The sequence below is a fragment of the Commensalibacter intestini A911 genome, from assembly GCF_000231445.1.
Classification (GTDB): domain Bacteria; phylum Pseudomonadota; class Alphaproteobacteria; order Acetobacterales; family Acetobacteraceae; genus Commensalibacter; species Commensalibacter intestini.
This window is the reverse complement of record NZ_AGFR01000003.1, coordinates 941,807-958,322: the sequence shown is the minus strand read 5'-3', so window position 1 is coordinate 958,322 and position 16,516 is coordinate 941,807. Positions and strand designations below refer to the sequence as shown.

At 37.9% G+C, this 16,516-nt stretch carries 10 protein-coding genes; all 10 read left to right on the top strand.

Translation table 11 applies throughout. The features are described 5' to 3' along the window. The first annotated feature begins 66 nt into the window (after positions 1 to 66). The 10 genes from gltB to tsf all read left to right on the top strand — a co-directional run bounded on the left by gltB (position 67) and on the right by tsf (position 16,494). Entirely contained in the window at positions 67 to 4,593 is a 4,527-nt protein-coding gene (gltB, locus tag CIN_RS04705; protein WP_008853916.1) for a glutamate synthase large subunit, read from the top strand. A gap of 301 nt (positions 4,594 to 4,894) precedes the next feature. Next, positions 4,895 to 7,585 (top strand): cation:proton antiporter, encoded by a 2,691-nt coding sequence (locus CIN_RS04700; protein WP_008853915.1) that lies wholly within the window; start codon positions 4,895 to 4,897, stop codon positions 7,583 to 7,585. 103 nt (positions 7,586 to 7,688) lie between these two features. Continuing rightward, positions 7,689 to 8,153 (top strand): (2Fe-2S)-binding protein, encoded by a 465-nt coding sequence (locus tag CIN_RS04695; RefSeq protein ID WP_008853914.1) that lies wholly within the window; start codon positions 7,689 to 7,691, stop codon positions 8,151 to 8,153. After that, on the top strand, positions 8,143 to 10,335 hold the full coding sequence (locus tag CIN_RS04690) for a xanthine dehydrogenase family protein molybdopterin-binding subunit (RefSeq protein ID WP_083813324.1): 2,193 nt from the start codon (positions 8,143 to 8,145) through the stop codon (positions 10,333 to 10,335). Before CIN_RS04695 ends, CIN_RS04690 begins: the two co-directional genes overlap by 11 nt. Positions 10,336 to 10,357: 22 nt before the next feature. Then, positions 10,358 to 10,606, top strand: a complete 249-nt coding sequence (locus tag CIN_RS04685) for a hypothetical protein (RefSeq protein ID WP_008853912.1) — start codon at positions 10,358 to 10,360, stop codon at positions 10,604 to 10,606. 69 nt (positions 10,607 to 10,675) lie between these two features. After that, positions 10,676 to 12,094, top strand: a complete 1,419-nt coding sequence (locus CIN_RS04680; protein ID WP_008853911.1) for a cytochrome c — start codon at positions 10,676 to 10,678, stop codon at positions 12,092 to 12,094. Between the two features lie 25 nt (positions 12,095 to 12,119). Then, on the top strand, positions 12,120 to 12,506 hold the full coding sequence (locus tag CIN_RS04675) for a lysozyme inhibitor LprI family protein (RefSeq protein ID WP_008853910.1): 387 nt from the start codon (positions 12,120 to 12,122) through the stop codon (positions 12,504 to 12,506). Positions 12,507 to 12,696: 190 nt separating this feature from the next. Continuing rightward, a complete protein-coding gene (locus CIN_RS04670) occupies positions 12,697 to 14,472 on the top strand; it encodes a Hint domain-containing protein (protein ID WP_008853909.1) in 1,776 nt (591 codons plus the stop codon). A 221-nt stretch (positions 14,473 to 14,693) separates the two neighbouring features. Further along, positions 14,694 to 15,476, top strand: coding sequence for a 30S ribosomal protein S2 (rpsB, locus tag CIN_RS04665; RefSeq protein WP_008853908.1), 783 nt, complete (start codon positions 14,694 to 14,696; stop codon positions 15,474 to 15,476). A gap of 112 nt (positions 15,477 to 15,588) precedes the next feature. Next, complete coding sequence (gene tsf, locus CIN_RS04660; protein ID WP_040363789.1) at positions 15,589 to 16,494, top strand: translation elongation factor Ts; 906 nt, start codon at positions 15,589 to 15,591, stop codon at positions 16,492 to 16,494. The last annotated feature ends 22 nt before the right edge of the window (positions 16,495 to 16,516 follow it).

The window sequence follows — 16,516 nt, the reverse complement described above, 5'->3', positions numbered from 1 at the left end:
TATTCAGTTAACAAAAGCCAGTCCATGAAATGGCAAGGTTTTTATCATCTGTAGGCGGATAAAAAGATGAGTGATACTAATTTTATTGAAGATAGAAAAAGAAACGAAGCAATCCTTGAGAGTGTAGGTGTATATTCTCAGGATCAAGAGCATGATGCTTGTGGTGTGGGATTTGTCGTTGCGCTGGATGGTAAAAAACGTCGTGATGTTGTCGAGGCTGGATTAACGGCCTTAAAAGCTTTGTGGCATAGAGGTGCTGTTGATGCCGATGGTAAGACTGGAGATGGCGCAGGGATCCATGTTGAAATTTCTCAAGATTTCTTTTTAAAGTCTATTCGTAGTGGTCATCATCATGCCAAAGAAGGTGGGTTGGCTGTTGGGATGGTGTTCTTGCCAAAGAATGATTTGGCAAGTCAAGAACGTTGTCGTCAAATTGTAGAAACAGAAATTATTGCTTTTGGTTATTCGATTTATGGTTGGCGTCAAGTGCCAATTAATACCGATTGTATTGGTGAAAAAGCGAACGCAACGCGTCCAGAAATCGAACAGATTTTAATCAGCAATACACATAATCATTCTGAAGAAGAATTTGAACGAAATCTTTATGTTATCCGTCGAAAAATCGAAAAACGTGCAACAGAAAGTCAAGTAGATTTATATATCTGTTCTTTATCTTGTCGCTCTGTGATTTATAAAGGGATGTTCTTGGCAGAAAATGTTGCTGATTTCTATCCTGATTTACTAGATGAGCGTTTTGTTAGCCGTTTTGCGATTTATCACCAACGTTATTCTACCAATACATTTCCAACATGGAAATTGGCGCAACCATTCAGAAAAATTGCACATAATGGTGAAATTAATACCCTTTCAGGAAATATTAATTGGATGAAAAGCCATGAGACACGTTTGTCTCATCCTGATCTTGATGCTTATATGACTGATTTAAAACCAGTTATTCAGTTTAATGGTTCTGATACTGCGGCTTTGGATAATGTTTTTGAATTGTTGACTTTTGCAGGGCGTGATGCGCCGACAGTAAAATCATTGATGATCCCACCAGCGATGGGGATGCAAAATGATCTTACTCAAGAAGTAAAAGATATGTATGGTTATGCGAATGCTGTGATGGAGCCTTGGGATGGGCCTGCAGCATTATGCGGAACAGATGGAAATTGGGTCATTGCAGGGTTGGATCGTAATGGATTGCGTCCTTTGCGTTATACAATCACAACAAATAATTTGATGATTTTAGGATCTGAAACAGGAATGGTACGTGTTCCAGAACCTGAGATTTTAGAAAAAGGACGTTTAGGGCCTGGTCAAACCATTGGGTTTGATATGCAGACTTGCAAATTATATAAACCTCATGAAATTACAGATCTATTGGTTAAACGCCATGACTATAGTGATTGGATTAAGAACACTAAACAAATTACGTCGATTGTTCGTGATTATGAAAATGAAATTAGTGTTTTCCCAGAAGAAGAGTTGAGAAGAAGACAGTTAGCGGTTGGGATTAGTTTAGAAGATCTTGAAACGATATTACAACCTATGGTTGAAACTTCTGCAGAAGCTATTGGTTCTATGGGTGATGATACGCCTTTAGCAGTATTAAGTGAACGCTATCGTGGATTATCTCATTATTTCCGCCAACGTTTTAGCCAAGTGACTAATCCTCCTATTGATAGCTTGCGTGAAACACAAGTGATGACATTAAGTACTCGCTTAGGGAATTTAGGAAATGTTCTGGATGAGACCTCTGAACAGTGCCAAATGTTACAACTTTCTAGCCCTGTTTTAACCAATAGTGAGTTTAGTGCGTTACAAGAATATTGTGGTAAAACAGGTGTAATCATTGACTGTAACTTTTATGTTGCAGAAGGGGAGAAGGGCCTACGCCAGGCGATTGGTCGTATTTGCTTGGAAGCAGAAGAAGCTGTTAGAGCAGGGTGTACCCATGTCTTTTTAACGGATGAAAAACAAACTAAAGAACTTGCACATATTCCAATGATTTTGGCAACGGCTGCGGTGCATACGCATTTGGTTAGCCAATCGCTTAGAACCTTTACCTCACTTAATGTTCGTTCTGCTGATACATTAGACGTGCACTCCATTGCTGTTTTGATTGGTGTGGGTGCAACGACAGTCAATGCTTATTTAGCTCAAGAGTGCATTGCAGATCGTCATAAACGTGGATTATTTGGCGATATTTCTTTGCGTGAAGCAATGCAACATTATTGTAAAGCCGTAAATAAGGGCTTGCTTAAAATTATGGCAAAGATGGGGATCTCTGTGGTTGCTTCCTATCGTGGTGGGTATAATTTTGAAGCAATCGGCTTATCTCGTGCATTGGTTGCAGAATTTTTCCCGGGAATGTCTTCTCGTATCTCAGGGATTGGTTTGTCAGGGATTGCGCATAATGTCAGTACATTCCATGAAAAAGCATGGGATCCAAGTGTGACGATGCTTCCAATTGGTGGATTATATAAATGGCGTAAACAAGGTGAAAAACACGCGTTAAATGGCGATGTAATTAAGCTTATTCAACAAGCTGTTGAAAAAGATAGTTGGCCTTTATATCAACAATATTTAGAAGAAATAAAAAAACAGCCTCCAATGGCGTTGCGTGATTTATTAGACTTCCAATCTTCTAATAAACCTATTCCTGTTGAATCTGTTGAAAATATTACTCAATTAAGACGTCGTTTAATTTCTCCTGGTATTTCATTAGGGGCGTTAAGCCCAGAGGCTCATGAAACCTTAGCAATCGCAATGAACCGTATTGGTGCACGCTCTGACTCTGGTGAGGGTGGAGAAGATGCAAGTCGTTATAAACCTCGTCCTAATGGGGATAATGCATCATCTGCGATTAAACAAGTTGCCTCTGGACGTTTTGGGGTTACTGCTGAATATTTGAATAACTGTCGTGAAATTGAGATTAAAGTTGCTCAAGGGGCAAAACCAGGTGAGGGTGGACAGCTTCCAGGGTTTAAAGTTACTGAGCTAATTGGTAAATTACGTCATGCTGTGCCTGGAGTTACCTTAATTTCTCCACCACCACATCATGATATTTATTCTATTGAGGATTTAGCTCAGCTTATTTATGATTTGAAACAAATTAATCCTGATGCGACGGTTGCTGTTAAGTTGGTGGCTTCTTCAGGAATTGGAACGATTGCTGCGGGTGTTGCAAAAGCAAAAGCAGATACAATTTTGATTTCTGGTCATAATGGTGGAACAGGTGCATCAGCACAAACATCCATTAAATATGGTGGTATTCCTTGGGAAATGGGCTTGGCAGAGGCACATCAAGTGTTAATGTTAAACCGTTTACGTCATCGGATTACGTTGCGTGTTGATGGTGGGATTAAAACAGGTCGTGACGTTGTGATTGCAGCGATGTTGGGTGCTGAAGAATTCGGTATTGGAACGTTAAGCTTAATTGCGATGGGTTGTATTATGGTGCGTCAATGCCATTCAAATACTTGCCCTGTGGGTGTTTGTACTCAAGATGAGGAATTACGTAAGAAATTTGTTCAAGATGGTGCAGATCGTGTTATTAACTTGTTCTCCTTTATTGCAGAAGATGTTCGTAATATTCTTGCCTCTCTTGGTTTCGCTTCATTAAAAGAAATTATTGGGCGCACTGATTTGTTAAGACAAGTTTTACGTGGTGCTTCTTATCTTGATGATCTTGATTTAAACTCTTTGTTGGCTCGTGTTGATGCTGGCCCTTATGCAAGATACTGTACTCGTGAAGGACGTAACGAGGTTCCTGAAACATTAGATGCACAAATGATTGTTGATGCTCAACCTCTGTTTGAGCATGGCGAGAAAATGCAGTTACGCTATAATGTTGAAAATACATATCGTGCGATTGGAACAAAGATTTCTTCTAAAATTACGCGCCGTTTTGGAATGAAAGGGTTGGCACCAGATCATTTAACGGTTCGTTTAAGTGGTTCAGCTGGTCAGTCTCTGGGAGCTTTTGCAGTTCAGGGGTTAAAGCTAGAAGTCTTTGGTGATGCGAATGACTATGTTGGTAAAGGTCTATCAGGGGCAACGATTGTTGTTCGTCCAGTTCCTGAAACACGATTGGTTTCTAATCATAATATGATTATTGGGAATACTGTTCTATATGGTGCAACCTCTGGACGTTTATATGCAGCAGGGATTGCTGGTGAACGCTTTGCTGTTCGTAATTCTGGTGCAACTGCTGTTGTTGAGGGGTGTGGTGCCAACGGATGTGAATATATGACAGGTGGAACGGTGGTGATCTTGGGTGAAATGGGAGCTAACTTTGGTGCTGGTTTCACGGGTGGTATGGTGTTTGTGTATGATCCACATCAAGAGTTTGAGAAACGAGTAAACTCTGATACATTAATATGGCAACGTGTTGTTGATCCTCAATGGGAGGAAACATTGCGCCATCTTGTTGAGCAGCATGTTAAAGAAACAGACAGTCGTTATGCAACATCTTTGTTACATGAGTGGCAAAATACATTGCAACATTTCTGGCAAGTGGTTCCAAAAGAGTATGCTAAAGCAATTGGATTTCAGATTGATACAGCTGCAATGAAAAAAATAGCTTAATTATATTTGACAATTTAAAAGACGACTTGTAGGGGGTATTGATAATACCTCCTTTTATTTTTGTGTGTTTATATTTCTAATAATCTATTATAATGAAATTTATCGTTCTTATTGTTGCCAAAATATGCTATTAATAAGGAAATAAAGTATTTTAAACGAGGCAAATAATCTTATTATGGAATATATTTAAGATCATAATAATGTGAATGCATGGATCATTTATTGATTTCTCTGTTTATAATGCGTTTTATAGAACACAAATAATATATTGAAATAATTTTAAACGGAGAGAGAGACCAATATGCCAGTTACCGGTCTGGCCACTGTTTTATTAGCAACAGCCATTCTTTTAGTTATCGTTAGTGCCGTTCAGCCTTTGGCTAAACGCATAGAGTTGTCAGAAACAGTTTTATTAGCGATTGTTGGAATTATTTTAGGGGGGCTTGCAGACCTCGTGCTGCATAGTTCTCATATATTTATCTTTGATACAGCAGCTGAAGTCCTCTTGGATTTTCCGTTAAATAGTGAAGGTTTCCTTTTAATATTCTTACCGATCTTGGTTTTTCAGGCCGGACTGGCGATTGATGTCAGGCGACTGGCTCATGAAATGGGGACGGTTCTGTTGCTGGCTATTGTTGCAGTTGTCTTGTCGACAGCAACGATTGGATTGGCTTTATATCCGTTCTCTGGAATGCCTTTGATTGTTTGCTTATTAGTTGGCTCTATTGTTGCCACGACTGATCCGTCAGCGGTTGCGGGTATTTTCCGAGAAATTGGTGCTGCAACACGATTAACACGGTTGGTCGAAGGGGAATCACTATTAAATGATGCTGCGGCTATTTCTATTTTCTCCACATTAATTGCAGCGATTATCGCGCATAAGGAAGTGCATTTCTTAGGCTCTGCAGCGAGTATTTTAATATCATTTGCAGGTGCTGTTGTTGTTGGTTATATTTTTGCACGACTTTCTTTATGGATGATTGTTGCATTAGGGTCGAGCTCTGGACGCGCTGCAGAAATTACACTGACCGTTGCATTGCCTTATATTTCTTATATTGTTTGCGATGAAATTATTGGTTTCTCTGGTGTTGTGGCAGCAGCAGCAGCAGGTTTGACACTTTCTGCTTATGGTCCATCAACGTTCCGCCCACAAACTTGGCGTTTTTTAAACGAAATATGGCAACAAATTGTATTTTGGGCTGGCTCTTTGTTGTTCGTATTGGCTTCTATGTTAGTGCCTCGTTTATTAATTGGTATGACCCGATGGGACTGTGTTCTCATTTTAATTGCAACGATTGCAGGTTTAATTGCGCGTGCAATTGTTGTTTTCGGAATGCTTCCTATCCTAGCTGCGACTAAAATTTCTCCGCCTATTCCAACACCTTTTAAGGCCACAATGGTGTGGGGGGGATTGCGTGGGGCGATTACCTTGGCTTTGGCTTTGGCGGTGACTGAAAATGAGCTTGTTTCAACGCCAATCTCTCATTTTGTTGGGATTATTGCAACAGGGTTTGTTTTAATTACTCTATTAGTTAATGGCACAACATTACGTGCTGTAGTTGTTTATTTTCGGCTAAATGAATTAACGCCTATTGATCAAGCAGTTCGACACCAAATTATTGGTATTGGTCTTAGCAATGTTCGAGACAAAACGAGACGTACTGCGAATGAGTTTGGTTTCAATAATCAAACAACTGGGTACGTTATTGAGGATTTAGATCGTAGAATTGAGGAGGAACAAGAAGCGAATACGTTTGATACTGCTCTTGGTAATCGTCAACAAATTACATTGGCCTTGATTACGATTGCAGCACAAGAACGTTCTATTTTACTTGATTTATTTAGAATGCAAGGGCTTCCAAGGCGAGTAATGGAAACATTGTTACGTTCTGCCGAAGCTGCGGTTGATGGGGCATGGCAAGATGGTCGTTATGGTTATGTTAAAGCAATGCACAGACGGTTGCATCCACCTTTGATTTTCCGTATTTCTCAACGTATTCATCGTACATTCCATATCGATCGACCATTAATGTATGCAATGATGGAACGTTTTGAAATCTTGTTAGTCTCACGATTTGTTTCGATTTCATTAACTCGCTTTTTAAAGCGTAGAATTGAACCAACGCTTGGTCCTCGTGTTGCAGAGATTGTTTCTGAGGTTCTCGATCGTCAAAATCGTATGTTAGATGACGCTTTGGAAACAATGCGTATGCATTACCAAGGTTACATAGAAGCTTTAGAAGCACGTTTTTTGAAAATGGTTTCTTTGCGATTGGAAAGTGAAGAATATGATGGCTTGTTAACAGAATCTTTGATTAGTGACGAGTTGCATCAAGAACTAGAAAAAACAATCGAAAGACGTTTTTCACGTTATAATCGCCGTTTAAAATTTAATTTAAAAAGTGGGATTGAACAGCGCGTACAAGAACTTCCTTGTTTACGTGGTATTCCTCAAGCGGTCTTGTATGATATTAGTTTATCTATGTCGATTTTCTTCGTGTTTCCGGGGGAGAAAATTTACTCTCGTGGAGAAAGAATAAGAAATGTTTTCTTTATTAGTAATGGGTTGTTTGAGACGCATATTGAAGATAAATCTTATACGTATGGCACGGGTGATGTTCTTGGTGCAAATGAGTTGATTGCTGGGAAAAGAAGAACTGCCTCTATTTATCGCTCTTTACGTTTTGGCTATTTGTTGACAATGCCTGTGGATGTCTTCAAGCGGTTGATATCTGAATATCCAATTGTTAGGCATAATTTAATACAAATTGATTACGCACGTAATCGTCCTGAGGAAGGTGAGCAGAAGAAATGTTTACCTTTATTAGGATATACGCCTCCAGCAATTGAAGGGCATTCGATGAATGCAATTTCATCAGATCAGAAAGATGAAGCGGCGAAAGAGAAAGCATCAGTAGATAAAACGTCTAATATAAGTGCAGAAAAATCTCAAGAGGATAAATCTTCTGTAACGGAAGAGACAAAATCATAGGCTCTCTTTTATTTATGCTGTGATTTTATGTTACTAAGGAAAGCATAGTCTTTCCTTAGTAACAAATATATTCAATAAAACTTCAAAGAAGATACGATATACTATGGTTGTATTAAATATTAATAATAAAACGGTTAATCTGGACGTTTCTGAAGATATGCCATTGCTTTGGGTTTTACGAGATGTCATGGGGTTAACTGGAACGAAATATGGGTGTGGTATTGGAGAGTGCGGCGCTTGTACTGTGCATCTTGATGGTAAACCTGTTCGCTCTTGTTCTTTACCTGTTGGGGCAATCGGTGAGAAAAGTGTGATTACCATTGAAGGTTTAGGAAGCGATCCTGTTGCGCAAAAAATATTAGATGCTTGGAGTGAAAAGCAACCAACACAATGTGGTTTTTGTCAGCCAGGTCAAATTATGACGGCGATTGCTTTGTTACATGAACAAGAAAAACCTACCAAAGAAGAGATTAATCGAGCGTTATCGGGACATATTTGTCGTTGTGGAATGTATCAACGTATTCGTAATGCGATTAAGATTGCTGCCGGGAGCATAGATGATGAGTAATTTATCAAGACGTGCTTTTATAACCAGAACAGGGGCTTTGGCTTTAGGTTTTTCTCTTCCTTTATTTTCTGGGAATGCACAAGAGAATACTAAAGCAGTTAAACCAGAAAATAATAAAGTTGTTGCAAATAACGTTCCACCAAATGATGAGTATCATAACGCATATATTGAAATTCATGCTGACAATAGTATTATTTTTCGAGTGCCTGATATCGAGTTTGGGCAAGGAATTTACACCACAGCAGCGATGTTGTTGGCTGAAGAGTTAGATGTTGTTTTATCAGCTGTGCGTGTAGAAGCAGCATTGCCGAATGAGGTTTATATTCTAAAAGGTGAATTTACTGAGATTACGTGGGGATCTGGTTCTACTCAAAAAGATTGGCTTCCTTTACAACAAGCTGCTGCAACATTGCGTATTTTATTAGTTCAGGCAGCTGCACAATTATGGAATATTGATGTCGGTCAATGTCACGCCAAAGAAGGGCATGTTTATGGGCCTAACGATCAAGATGTTTTATATGGTCAACTTTTACAAAAAGTAGCCCTTTTAACTGAGCCTAAAGAAATTATATTAAAGTCCCCTGATACGTATAGTTTGATTGGGAAATCTCAGCCAAGAGTGGATACTCCTGCGAAAATTCATGGCACTGCTATTTATGGTGCAGATGTTCGTCTTCCTGATCAACAAGCATCGATAATGAAAATAGGGTTAATCCTTGCTTGTCCTGTTGTAGGTGGGAAAATCGTTCAATTAGAAGATAAGCAAGCACTAAGTGTGCAAGGGGTTGTTGCAGTTTTGCGTCTGGAGGATGCTGTGTGTGTTGTGGCTGATCATTTTTGGTCAGCATCAAAAGGCGCATCGCTACTTGAAATAGAATGGGATTTCGGTGCAAATGCAACAGTAGATACGCAATCAATTTATAAGCAACTTAATAGCGTTAATGATGAAAATACAATTGTTGGTTATACAAACAGCGATGAAAAAATCGAAGTTTCATTAAAAAACACAAGTCATACTTATGAAGCGACTTATAATCAACCAATGTTGGCGCACGCTGCATTAGAACCGCTTAACTGTACAATTTCGATTACAGATACAGGTTGTGAGGTATGGTCTTGCACTCAAACGCCTTTATGGACACAAGAGAAGGTCGCAACCTTACTACAAAAAGATAAAAGTCAAATTAAGATTCATAATCTTTATGTCGGAGGCAGCTTTGGCCGTCGTTTAGATGATGAATATATTGTTCAAGCTGTAAAATTTGCAAAACAAGTTTCTTATCCTTTACAATGTTTATGGTCTAGAGAAGAAGATTTTGCTCAAGATCATGTCCGTCCTCCTTATGTGGATAAAGTAGAAGTCGGTGTCGATGAGAACTCTTTATTGGTTGCAGTAAAGCATAATATTATTGGCCCTTCAGTGATGGCGCGTTGGGATAAGTCCCAATTAACCAAAGAAGGCATGGATCCTGATTTGTTGTTGGGAATTAATAGTCTTCCTTATCAAATTCCGCATTATCAGTTAAATTATACGCCTTGTGAAATTCCAGCCATTATACCAGGTTGGTGGCAAGGGAATGGTGCAACTAGAAATATTTTTGTTTTAGAATCTATGATTAATAAATATGCGGTGAAGGCAAAGAAAGATCCTATTGAATATCGTAAATTATTAAAACCAGATGATCGTGCTTTGGGAGTAATTAATATGGTTGCTCAACAGGCACAGTGGGATATCGCGCCACCCAAAGATATTGGTCGTGGATTTGCGTTGGCGCATGTTTTTGGTAGTTATATTGCAATGGTCGTTGAAGCTGAAGTAACCGCGACTTCTATTGTTCGCTTACATCGTGTCATTGTTGCTGTTGATTGTGGTTTGGCTGTTAATCCTGATCAAATCGCAGCACAAATAGAGAGTGGAACCGTTTTTGGATTGGGATCTGCATTATATAATGAAGTTCAAATTCAGAATGGACAGATTGTGCAACGTAATTTTAATCAATATCGTGTTTTGAGAATGAATGAAACACCACAAGTGGAAGTGCATATTGTTAAAAGTAACGAACCACCTTCTGGAGTAGGAGAGTTAGGAACAATTGTTGCAGCACCCGCGCTGTCTCATGCGTTAGGTTCTATTTTAGAAAAGCATCTATATACATTGCCTCTGAATACATATTTAATTTAGTTTTATATTCATGAAGAACTATATGTTGCCTAAAAATATAAAAAGTAATTGGTTTATATGTCGTTTACTGGCTGTTTGTTTTGGCTTTCTCGGGATTGCTATTGGTGCTTTTGAAATTATCCAAAGACACACTTATATAGATAAAGGTATAGTTGATATCGATAATTATCAGTCACTTGGCATCGATATGGGTTTGATGGGTTGTTTCATTGGGTTGATCTCTGCATTATTTGGCATGGTCGTTCATAAATTAAAGTATTTATCAGTATGAATGGCTTTAATTTTTTATCATTAAAGTTTTAAGATTATTAATATTCTTAGTATTTGTTAGAGTGGGTTTATGATTAGTTTTTCTCGTTTTTTATCTAAAAAGAAGCTTGTCAAAGGGATAATGATTGCTACAATTTTATTTCCTTTACAGCAAGTTTTTGCAAATGAAGGGCAAATTGATCCTAAACAGTCTGATCCTAAACAGTCTGATCCTAAACAGTCTGATCCTAAACAGTCTGATCCTAAACAGTCTGATCCTAAACAGTCTGATCCTAAACAGTCTGATCCTAAACAGTCTGATCCTAAACAGTCTGATCCTAAACAAGCTCAGATCGAACAAGGTAAATATTTATTCCAAGCGTCTGGTTGTGAGACCTGTCATACCGTAGAGGGAGGAAAACCTCTTGCTGGAGGAAAAGCTTTTAATATTCCCAATGAAGGCATCGTTTATTCATCTAATATTACCCCAGATATCAAAACAGGAATTGGAGAATATACAGATGATGAATTTGTGAATGCATTACAAACAGGTATCGGTCGTAAAGGGCGCCATTTATATCCTGTCATGCCATATCCTGCTTTTACAATGATGAGCAAAGATGAAATTCTTTCTATTAAAGCATACTTAGATCAACAACCTGCCGTTGATCACAAAGTTCCTAAGAAAGAAATGGCTTTCCCTTATAACGTCAGAGGAGCCGTTAGTGTTTGGGATTGGAAGAATAATAAAGATAAACGTTTTCAAGAAGATCCTGATAAATCAGCACAGTGGAATAGAGGGAAGTTCCTTGTAGAAGGGCCTGGTCATTGTGCCTATTGTCACTCGCCATTAAATTGGGATAACGGGAAGTCACCTTCAAAAGAATATTCTGGTGCGACTTATGATGGATGGGTTTCCTATAATATTTCTTCTGATGGGGATACAGGGATTGGTTCTTGGAGTGACAGTGATTTACAACAATATTTATCCAAAGGATATGTCGCAGGTCATGGTGCAGCTGTTGGCCCCATGGCCAAAGTTGTTAATGAAAGCCTGTCTCACTTAACGCAAAAAGATATCCGTGCGATAGTTATCTATTTACGTTCTTTGCCACCAAAAGAAAAAGGTGAAGGCGCAGCGAGCATTTCTGTTGGTGAATTAAACGAAGCAGAACCTAGTCGCAGTCATGGTAGTCATTTATTCGCAGCTTTATGTGCGTCTTGTCATTTACAAAATGGTGAAGGACGTCAAGGGGAATATGCAAGTCTGTGGGGATCTAAAACAGCGACATTAACGAGTGGTACGAATTTAATTCGTGTTATTCTAGAAGGTGCGGCGTTAAAAGATCCTAAATTGGGAGTATTTTCTATGCCTGGTTTTAAAGATGGTTATAGTGATCAAGATATTGCAGATATTGCTAATTATGTGATTGCTCATTTTGGAAATAGAAATGGACACGTAACAGCAGACCAAGTAAAAACAGAACAAGCTTTGCTTAATGCTCATTAAAATATTTTTTTAATGAAAGAAAATTATGATGATTAAAAAGACTTTTATTGTTACAGGATTACTAGCCCAGTTTGCACTTGTTCCAGCAGCATTTTCAATGAGTTGTAGTAATCCGATTAATGCATATGATAAAACATATTGTGCAGCATCGAAAATGACTCAGTTAGACAAAGAAATTAATGATCAATATGGAAAAACATTAAAAGTATTAAATGCTAATCAAAAAAAAGAAGTCAAACAAACACAAATTCAATGGATTAGAGATCGTGATAATGAGTGTTCTAGTAATGGAACCGTGGCTGTTAATTGTGTAAATGATAAAATGGAAGCTAGAATTTCTTTATTAAAATCTATTCAAAGAGAATGTAGTCAATCTGGTTGTGATAAAGCATTATTATCTAAAGTAGAATAAAATTTTTCAGTTCGATTGATTATAAGAACTACATTTCATTATGTAATGTAGCTTTTTTGTATATGGAATATATTAACGTATTTTTTTTGTATTGATTATTATATTGAAATAACATACCTAATATCTTAAGCTAAAATATATGTCATTAATGTGACAAAGTATTAATTATTTTATTAAATGGATTATTGGTATGCCTATAATTAGTGATTCACAAGGATATACATTGTCTGGTAGCGGAAGTTTAAAGTATTATTGTTATAATACTCAAACTGCTGCGGATATATTTGCAGTACAACAAAAGATAGCAGAAGAAAATGGTTTTCCTGTGGCATCGCAAATTGCTGCAGATCAGACTGTTTTTACGGTTTCTAATACAAATCCAACATATGTTGGGGGGAGTTGGACTGCTTCGGTTGATCCGGTCTCGGGTATAACTTATTTTACAGGTAAGGGGGTTGCAAATTATTCTGGAACAGTAACGGTAACTTGTCCTGTAAATATTATTAGTCCAACTGATGTTACTATTGAGGCTGGTGCAACAGTCAGTAATAGCGTTATTGTCGGCCCTAGTCAGTATCCGCCAATAACTCTAAGAAATACCGGAACACTAGAGGGATCTTTTGTAGCAAATGTTGTTACTACCGTATATGCGGGAGGTGTTTCTCAAGGAAATACCTATATTTCTTCAACCTATAGAGATGGAGGAACAGCAACTCCAACAGCAATTAGTAATTTTGATTATTTTTTAGCACCTTCAAATTCTTCTTCAGTCTCATTGGATATTGCTCTACCAACAGGAACGGCTAGTTCTATTACATTATCTTCTGAATCTACGGTGAATTCAATAGGCGCTGGTGGAAAGTTTAATTCTTATGTAGGTGTAGGAAGCAGTGGTGCCGCTATAGTTACCCTTAATCAAGGTGCTGAAGTTGGATGTTTTTTAGCTGGAACAATGATAAAAACTGTTAATGGTTCAATTGCAGTTGAGGATTTGAAAATCGGCGATCAGATTTTTACCTATCATGATCAGCAAAACATTTGCTCTGTTACTTGGGTAGGATATCGTGATTTTAACGTCAGAACAGATTTATCATCGGAAGATGCTGCAGGGTATCCTGTAAAAATTGTTAAGGATGCGATTGCTGAGGGAGTTCCGTGCAAGGATTTGCTAGTAACCCCAGAACATTCTATTTTGCTTCAAGGACAATTTATTCCAGTGCGTATGTTAGTTAATGGTTCTTCGATTTTTTATGATCGTAGTATTACTAGTTATACATTTTATCATATTGAAACAGAAGAGCATTCTGTTATTTCAGCAAATAATGTTTTAACAGAAAGTTATCTTGATACTGGTAATCGTCATTATTTTTCTTTCGATAATAATGTGACTAGTATTGCTAATAAAAAGAAGGAGTGGAATAAAGATTCTGCAGCACCATTGGTAACAACAAGAGACATTGTTGAACCAATATTTATACAGTTAAAAGAAAGAGCTGTAGTATTAGGTTATCAGCTTACTCCTGAAGATATTTTAACTACTGAAGATAGCGATTTACACTTATTAACAGATACTGGTGAAATTCTTTATCCAATTAGTCAAAATAAAGAGAAATATATTTTTAAAATTCCTGAACAGGTTGTGCAGGTTAGATTAATCTCACGTGTTAGTTGTCCCAATCAGATTATTGGGCCTTTTGTTGATGATCGTCGTTATCTGGGTGTATTAGTTGGGGAAGTAACATTATTTGAAAAGAATAAAAGTTTTTCAATTACCGAGCACTATAAAGCTGCACAATTACAAGGTTGGTATGTGCAAGAGCAGGCATTATGTCGCTGGACAAATGGAGATGCTTATTTAACGATTAAAGAAACAAAGAGCGATATAGATTCTATTTTGGTTATCCAAATTTTATCTGGTGGACCTTATATTGTTGAAGAAGCAGTAGAACATCGTGATATAGCTTAGTTATCGTGTCTACATAAAAGATATAGAGTGCTATATTTCTGCCTTCTATATCTTTTATTACTTTTTCGTTAAATAACGACTTGATTTTTTTTATAATTTCTTTCATATAGAGGCTATCGAAAATTTTCGATAAATTCACACGTAAAGTTTTTGCCACTGGTGCCTGAAATATGGATCGGCGCTTTACGGAGGTTTAACCAGAAAGAAAGGAAGCACGTCAAATGGCGATGCCACATTTTACCCTACGTCAATTATTAGAAGCTGGTGTTCATTTTGGACATCATACCCGTCGTTGGAACCCAAAAATGTCTACATTTTTGTTTGGGGTTCGTAACCAAGTTCACATCATCGACTTACAACAAACCGTTCCTTTGTTGGATCGCGCATTGCACGCTGTTCGTGATACTGTTGCTAATGGTGGACGTGTTCTTTTTGTTGGAACAAAACGTACAGCAGCTGAAATCGTTGCTGATACAGCAAAACGTTGTGGTCAATATTATGTAAACCATCGTTGGTTGGGCGGTATGCTTACCAACTGGAAAACAATTACCAACTCTATTAAACGTTTACGTCAAATCGAAGAAACCCTTGATGGGGATACCGCTGGTTTGACTAAAAAAGAAGTATTACAATTAACACGTGAACGTGAAAAATTGGAACGCTCTTTGGGTGGTATTAAAGAAATGGGTGGTCTTCCAGACATTCTTTTCATTATTGATACAAACAAAGAAAAATTAGCTGTTCAAGAAGCAAATAAATTAGGTATTCCTGTTATTGCTATTTTGGATAGTAACTCAGATCCAGCAGGAATTACCTATCCAGTTCCTGGAAATGATGATGCATTACGCTCTATTAATCTTTATTGTGAGCTTGTTGCTGGTGCTGTTTTAGATGGTATTTCTGCTGAACTTGGTGCTTCAGGTCAAGACTTTGGTGCATCAGAAGAATTACCTCCTGAAGTCATGATGGAAACTGTTGAAGAAACAGCAGAAATTCCAGCTTAATTATCATAGTCATCTTGATATAGGCAAAGTCATTCTTGAGTTTGCCTGAATAATGATAAATGGGCGTCTCGAATATATCGGGACGCTTCTGCGTTTGAAAAAAGAGGAAAAAATGGCAGAAATTACAGCTGCGTTAGTAAAAGAACTACGCGAAAAAACCGGTGCTGGTATGATGGATTGTAAAAAAGCACTGAATGAAACTGCTGGTAATGTTGAAGAAGCAATCGATTGGTTGCGTACAAAAGGGCTTGCAACAGCTGCGAAAAAATCAGGTCGTGTTGCTGCTGAAGGTCTTGTTGGTGTTGCAACTGCTGGTAACAAAGCTGCTGTTGTTGAGATTAATGCTGAAACAGACTTCGTTGCTCGTAACGAACAGTTCCAACAATTTGTTGAAGATGTAGCAAAAGTTGCATTAACAACAGGTGATGACGTAGAAGCATTGAAAAATGCAACTATGGAAAATGGTAAAACTGTTGCTGATAACTTAACCTCTTTAATTGCAACCATTGGCGAAAATATGACTATTCGTCGTGCTCGCGTTTTAGAAGTTGGTTCTGGTGTTGTTGCTAGCTATGTTCATGCTGCATTACGTCCAACCGTTGGTAAAATTGCTGTATTGGTTGCATTAGAAGCTCCTGCTGCATCTGCTGATCTAGAAGATTTAGGTCGTAAGATCGGTATGCAAGTCGCTGCTGTTCGTCCAATTGCACTAAGCATTGAAGAAGTGTCTTCTGATGCATTAGAACGTGAAAAAGCTATTTTCATTGAACAAGCTCGTGCTTCTGGAAAACCAGATAATATCATTGAAAAAATGATTGATGGTCGTATTCGTAAATTCTACGAAGAAGTTGTATTGCTTGAACAAACATGGATCCATGATGGCGAAAACAAAGTGAAAGCTGTTGTTGACAAAAGCGGTTCTAAATTAGTTGTTTTTGAACGCTTCCACCTTGGTGAAGGCATTGAAAAAGAAGAATCAGATTTTGCTGCTGAAGTTGCTCAAGCTGCTAAAGGCTAATCTTCTTTTAAAGAAGGGAGGA

Bases quoted from the DNA above. Each gene is read 5' to 3' on its own strand.
- gltB (WP_008853916.1), top strand. From the start codon at position 67: ATGAGTGATACTAATTTTATTGAAGATAGAAAAAGAAACGAAGCAATC.
- CIN_RS04700 (WP_008853915.1), top strand. From the start codon at position 4,895: ATGCCAGTTACCGGTCTGGCCACTGTTTTATTAGCAACAGCCATTCTT.
- CIN_RS04695 (WP_008853914.1), top strand. From the start codon at position 7,689: ATGGTTGTATTAAATATTAATAATAAAACGGTTAATCTGGACGTTTCT.
- CIN_RS04690 (WP_083813324.1), top strand. From the start codon at position 8,143: ATGATGAGTAATTTATCAAGACGTGCTTTTATAACCAGAACAGGGGCT.
- CIN_RS04685 (WP_008853912.1), top strand. From the start codon at position 10,358: ATGTTGCCTAAAAATATAAAAAGTAATTGGTTTATATGTCGTTTACTG.
- CIN_RS04680 (WP_008853911.1), top strand. From the start codon at position 10,676: ATGATTAGTTTTTCTCGTTTTTTATCTAAAAAGAAGCTTGTCAAAGGG.
- CIN_RS04675 (WP_008853910.1), top strand. From the start codon at position 12,120: ATGATGATTAAAAAGACTTTTATTGTTACAGGATTACTAGCCCAGTTT.
- CIN_RS04670 (WP_008853909.1), top strand. From the start codon at position 12,697: ATGCCTATAATTAGTGATTCACAAGGATATACATTGTCTGGTAGCGGA.
- rpsB (WP_008853908.1), top strand. From the start codon at position 14,694: ATGGCGATGCCACATTTTACCCTACGTCAATTATTAGAAGCTGGTGTT.
- tsf (WP_040363789.1), top strand. From the start codon at position 15,589: ATGGCAGAAATTACAGCTGCGTTAGTAAAAGAACTACGCGAAAAAACC.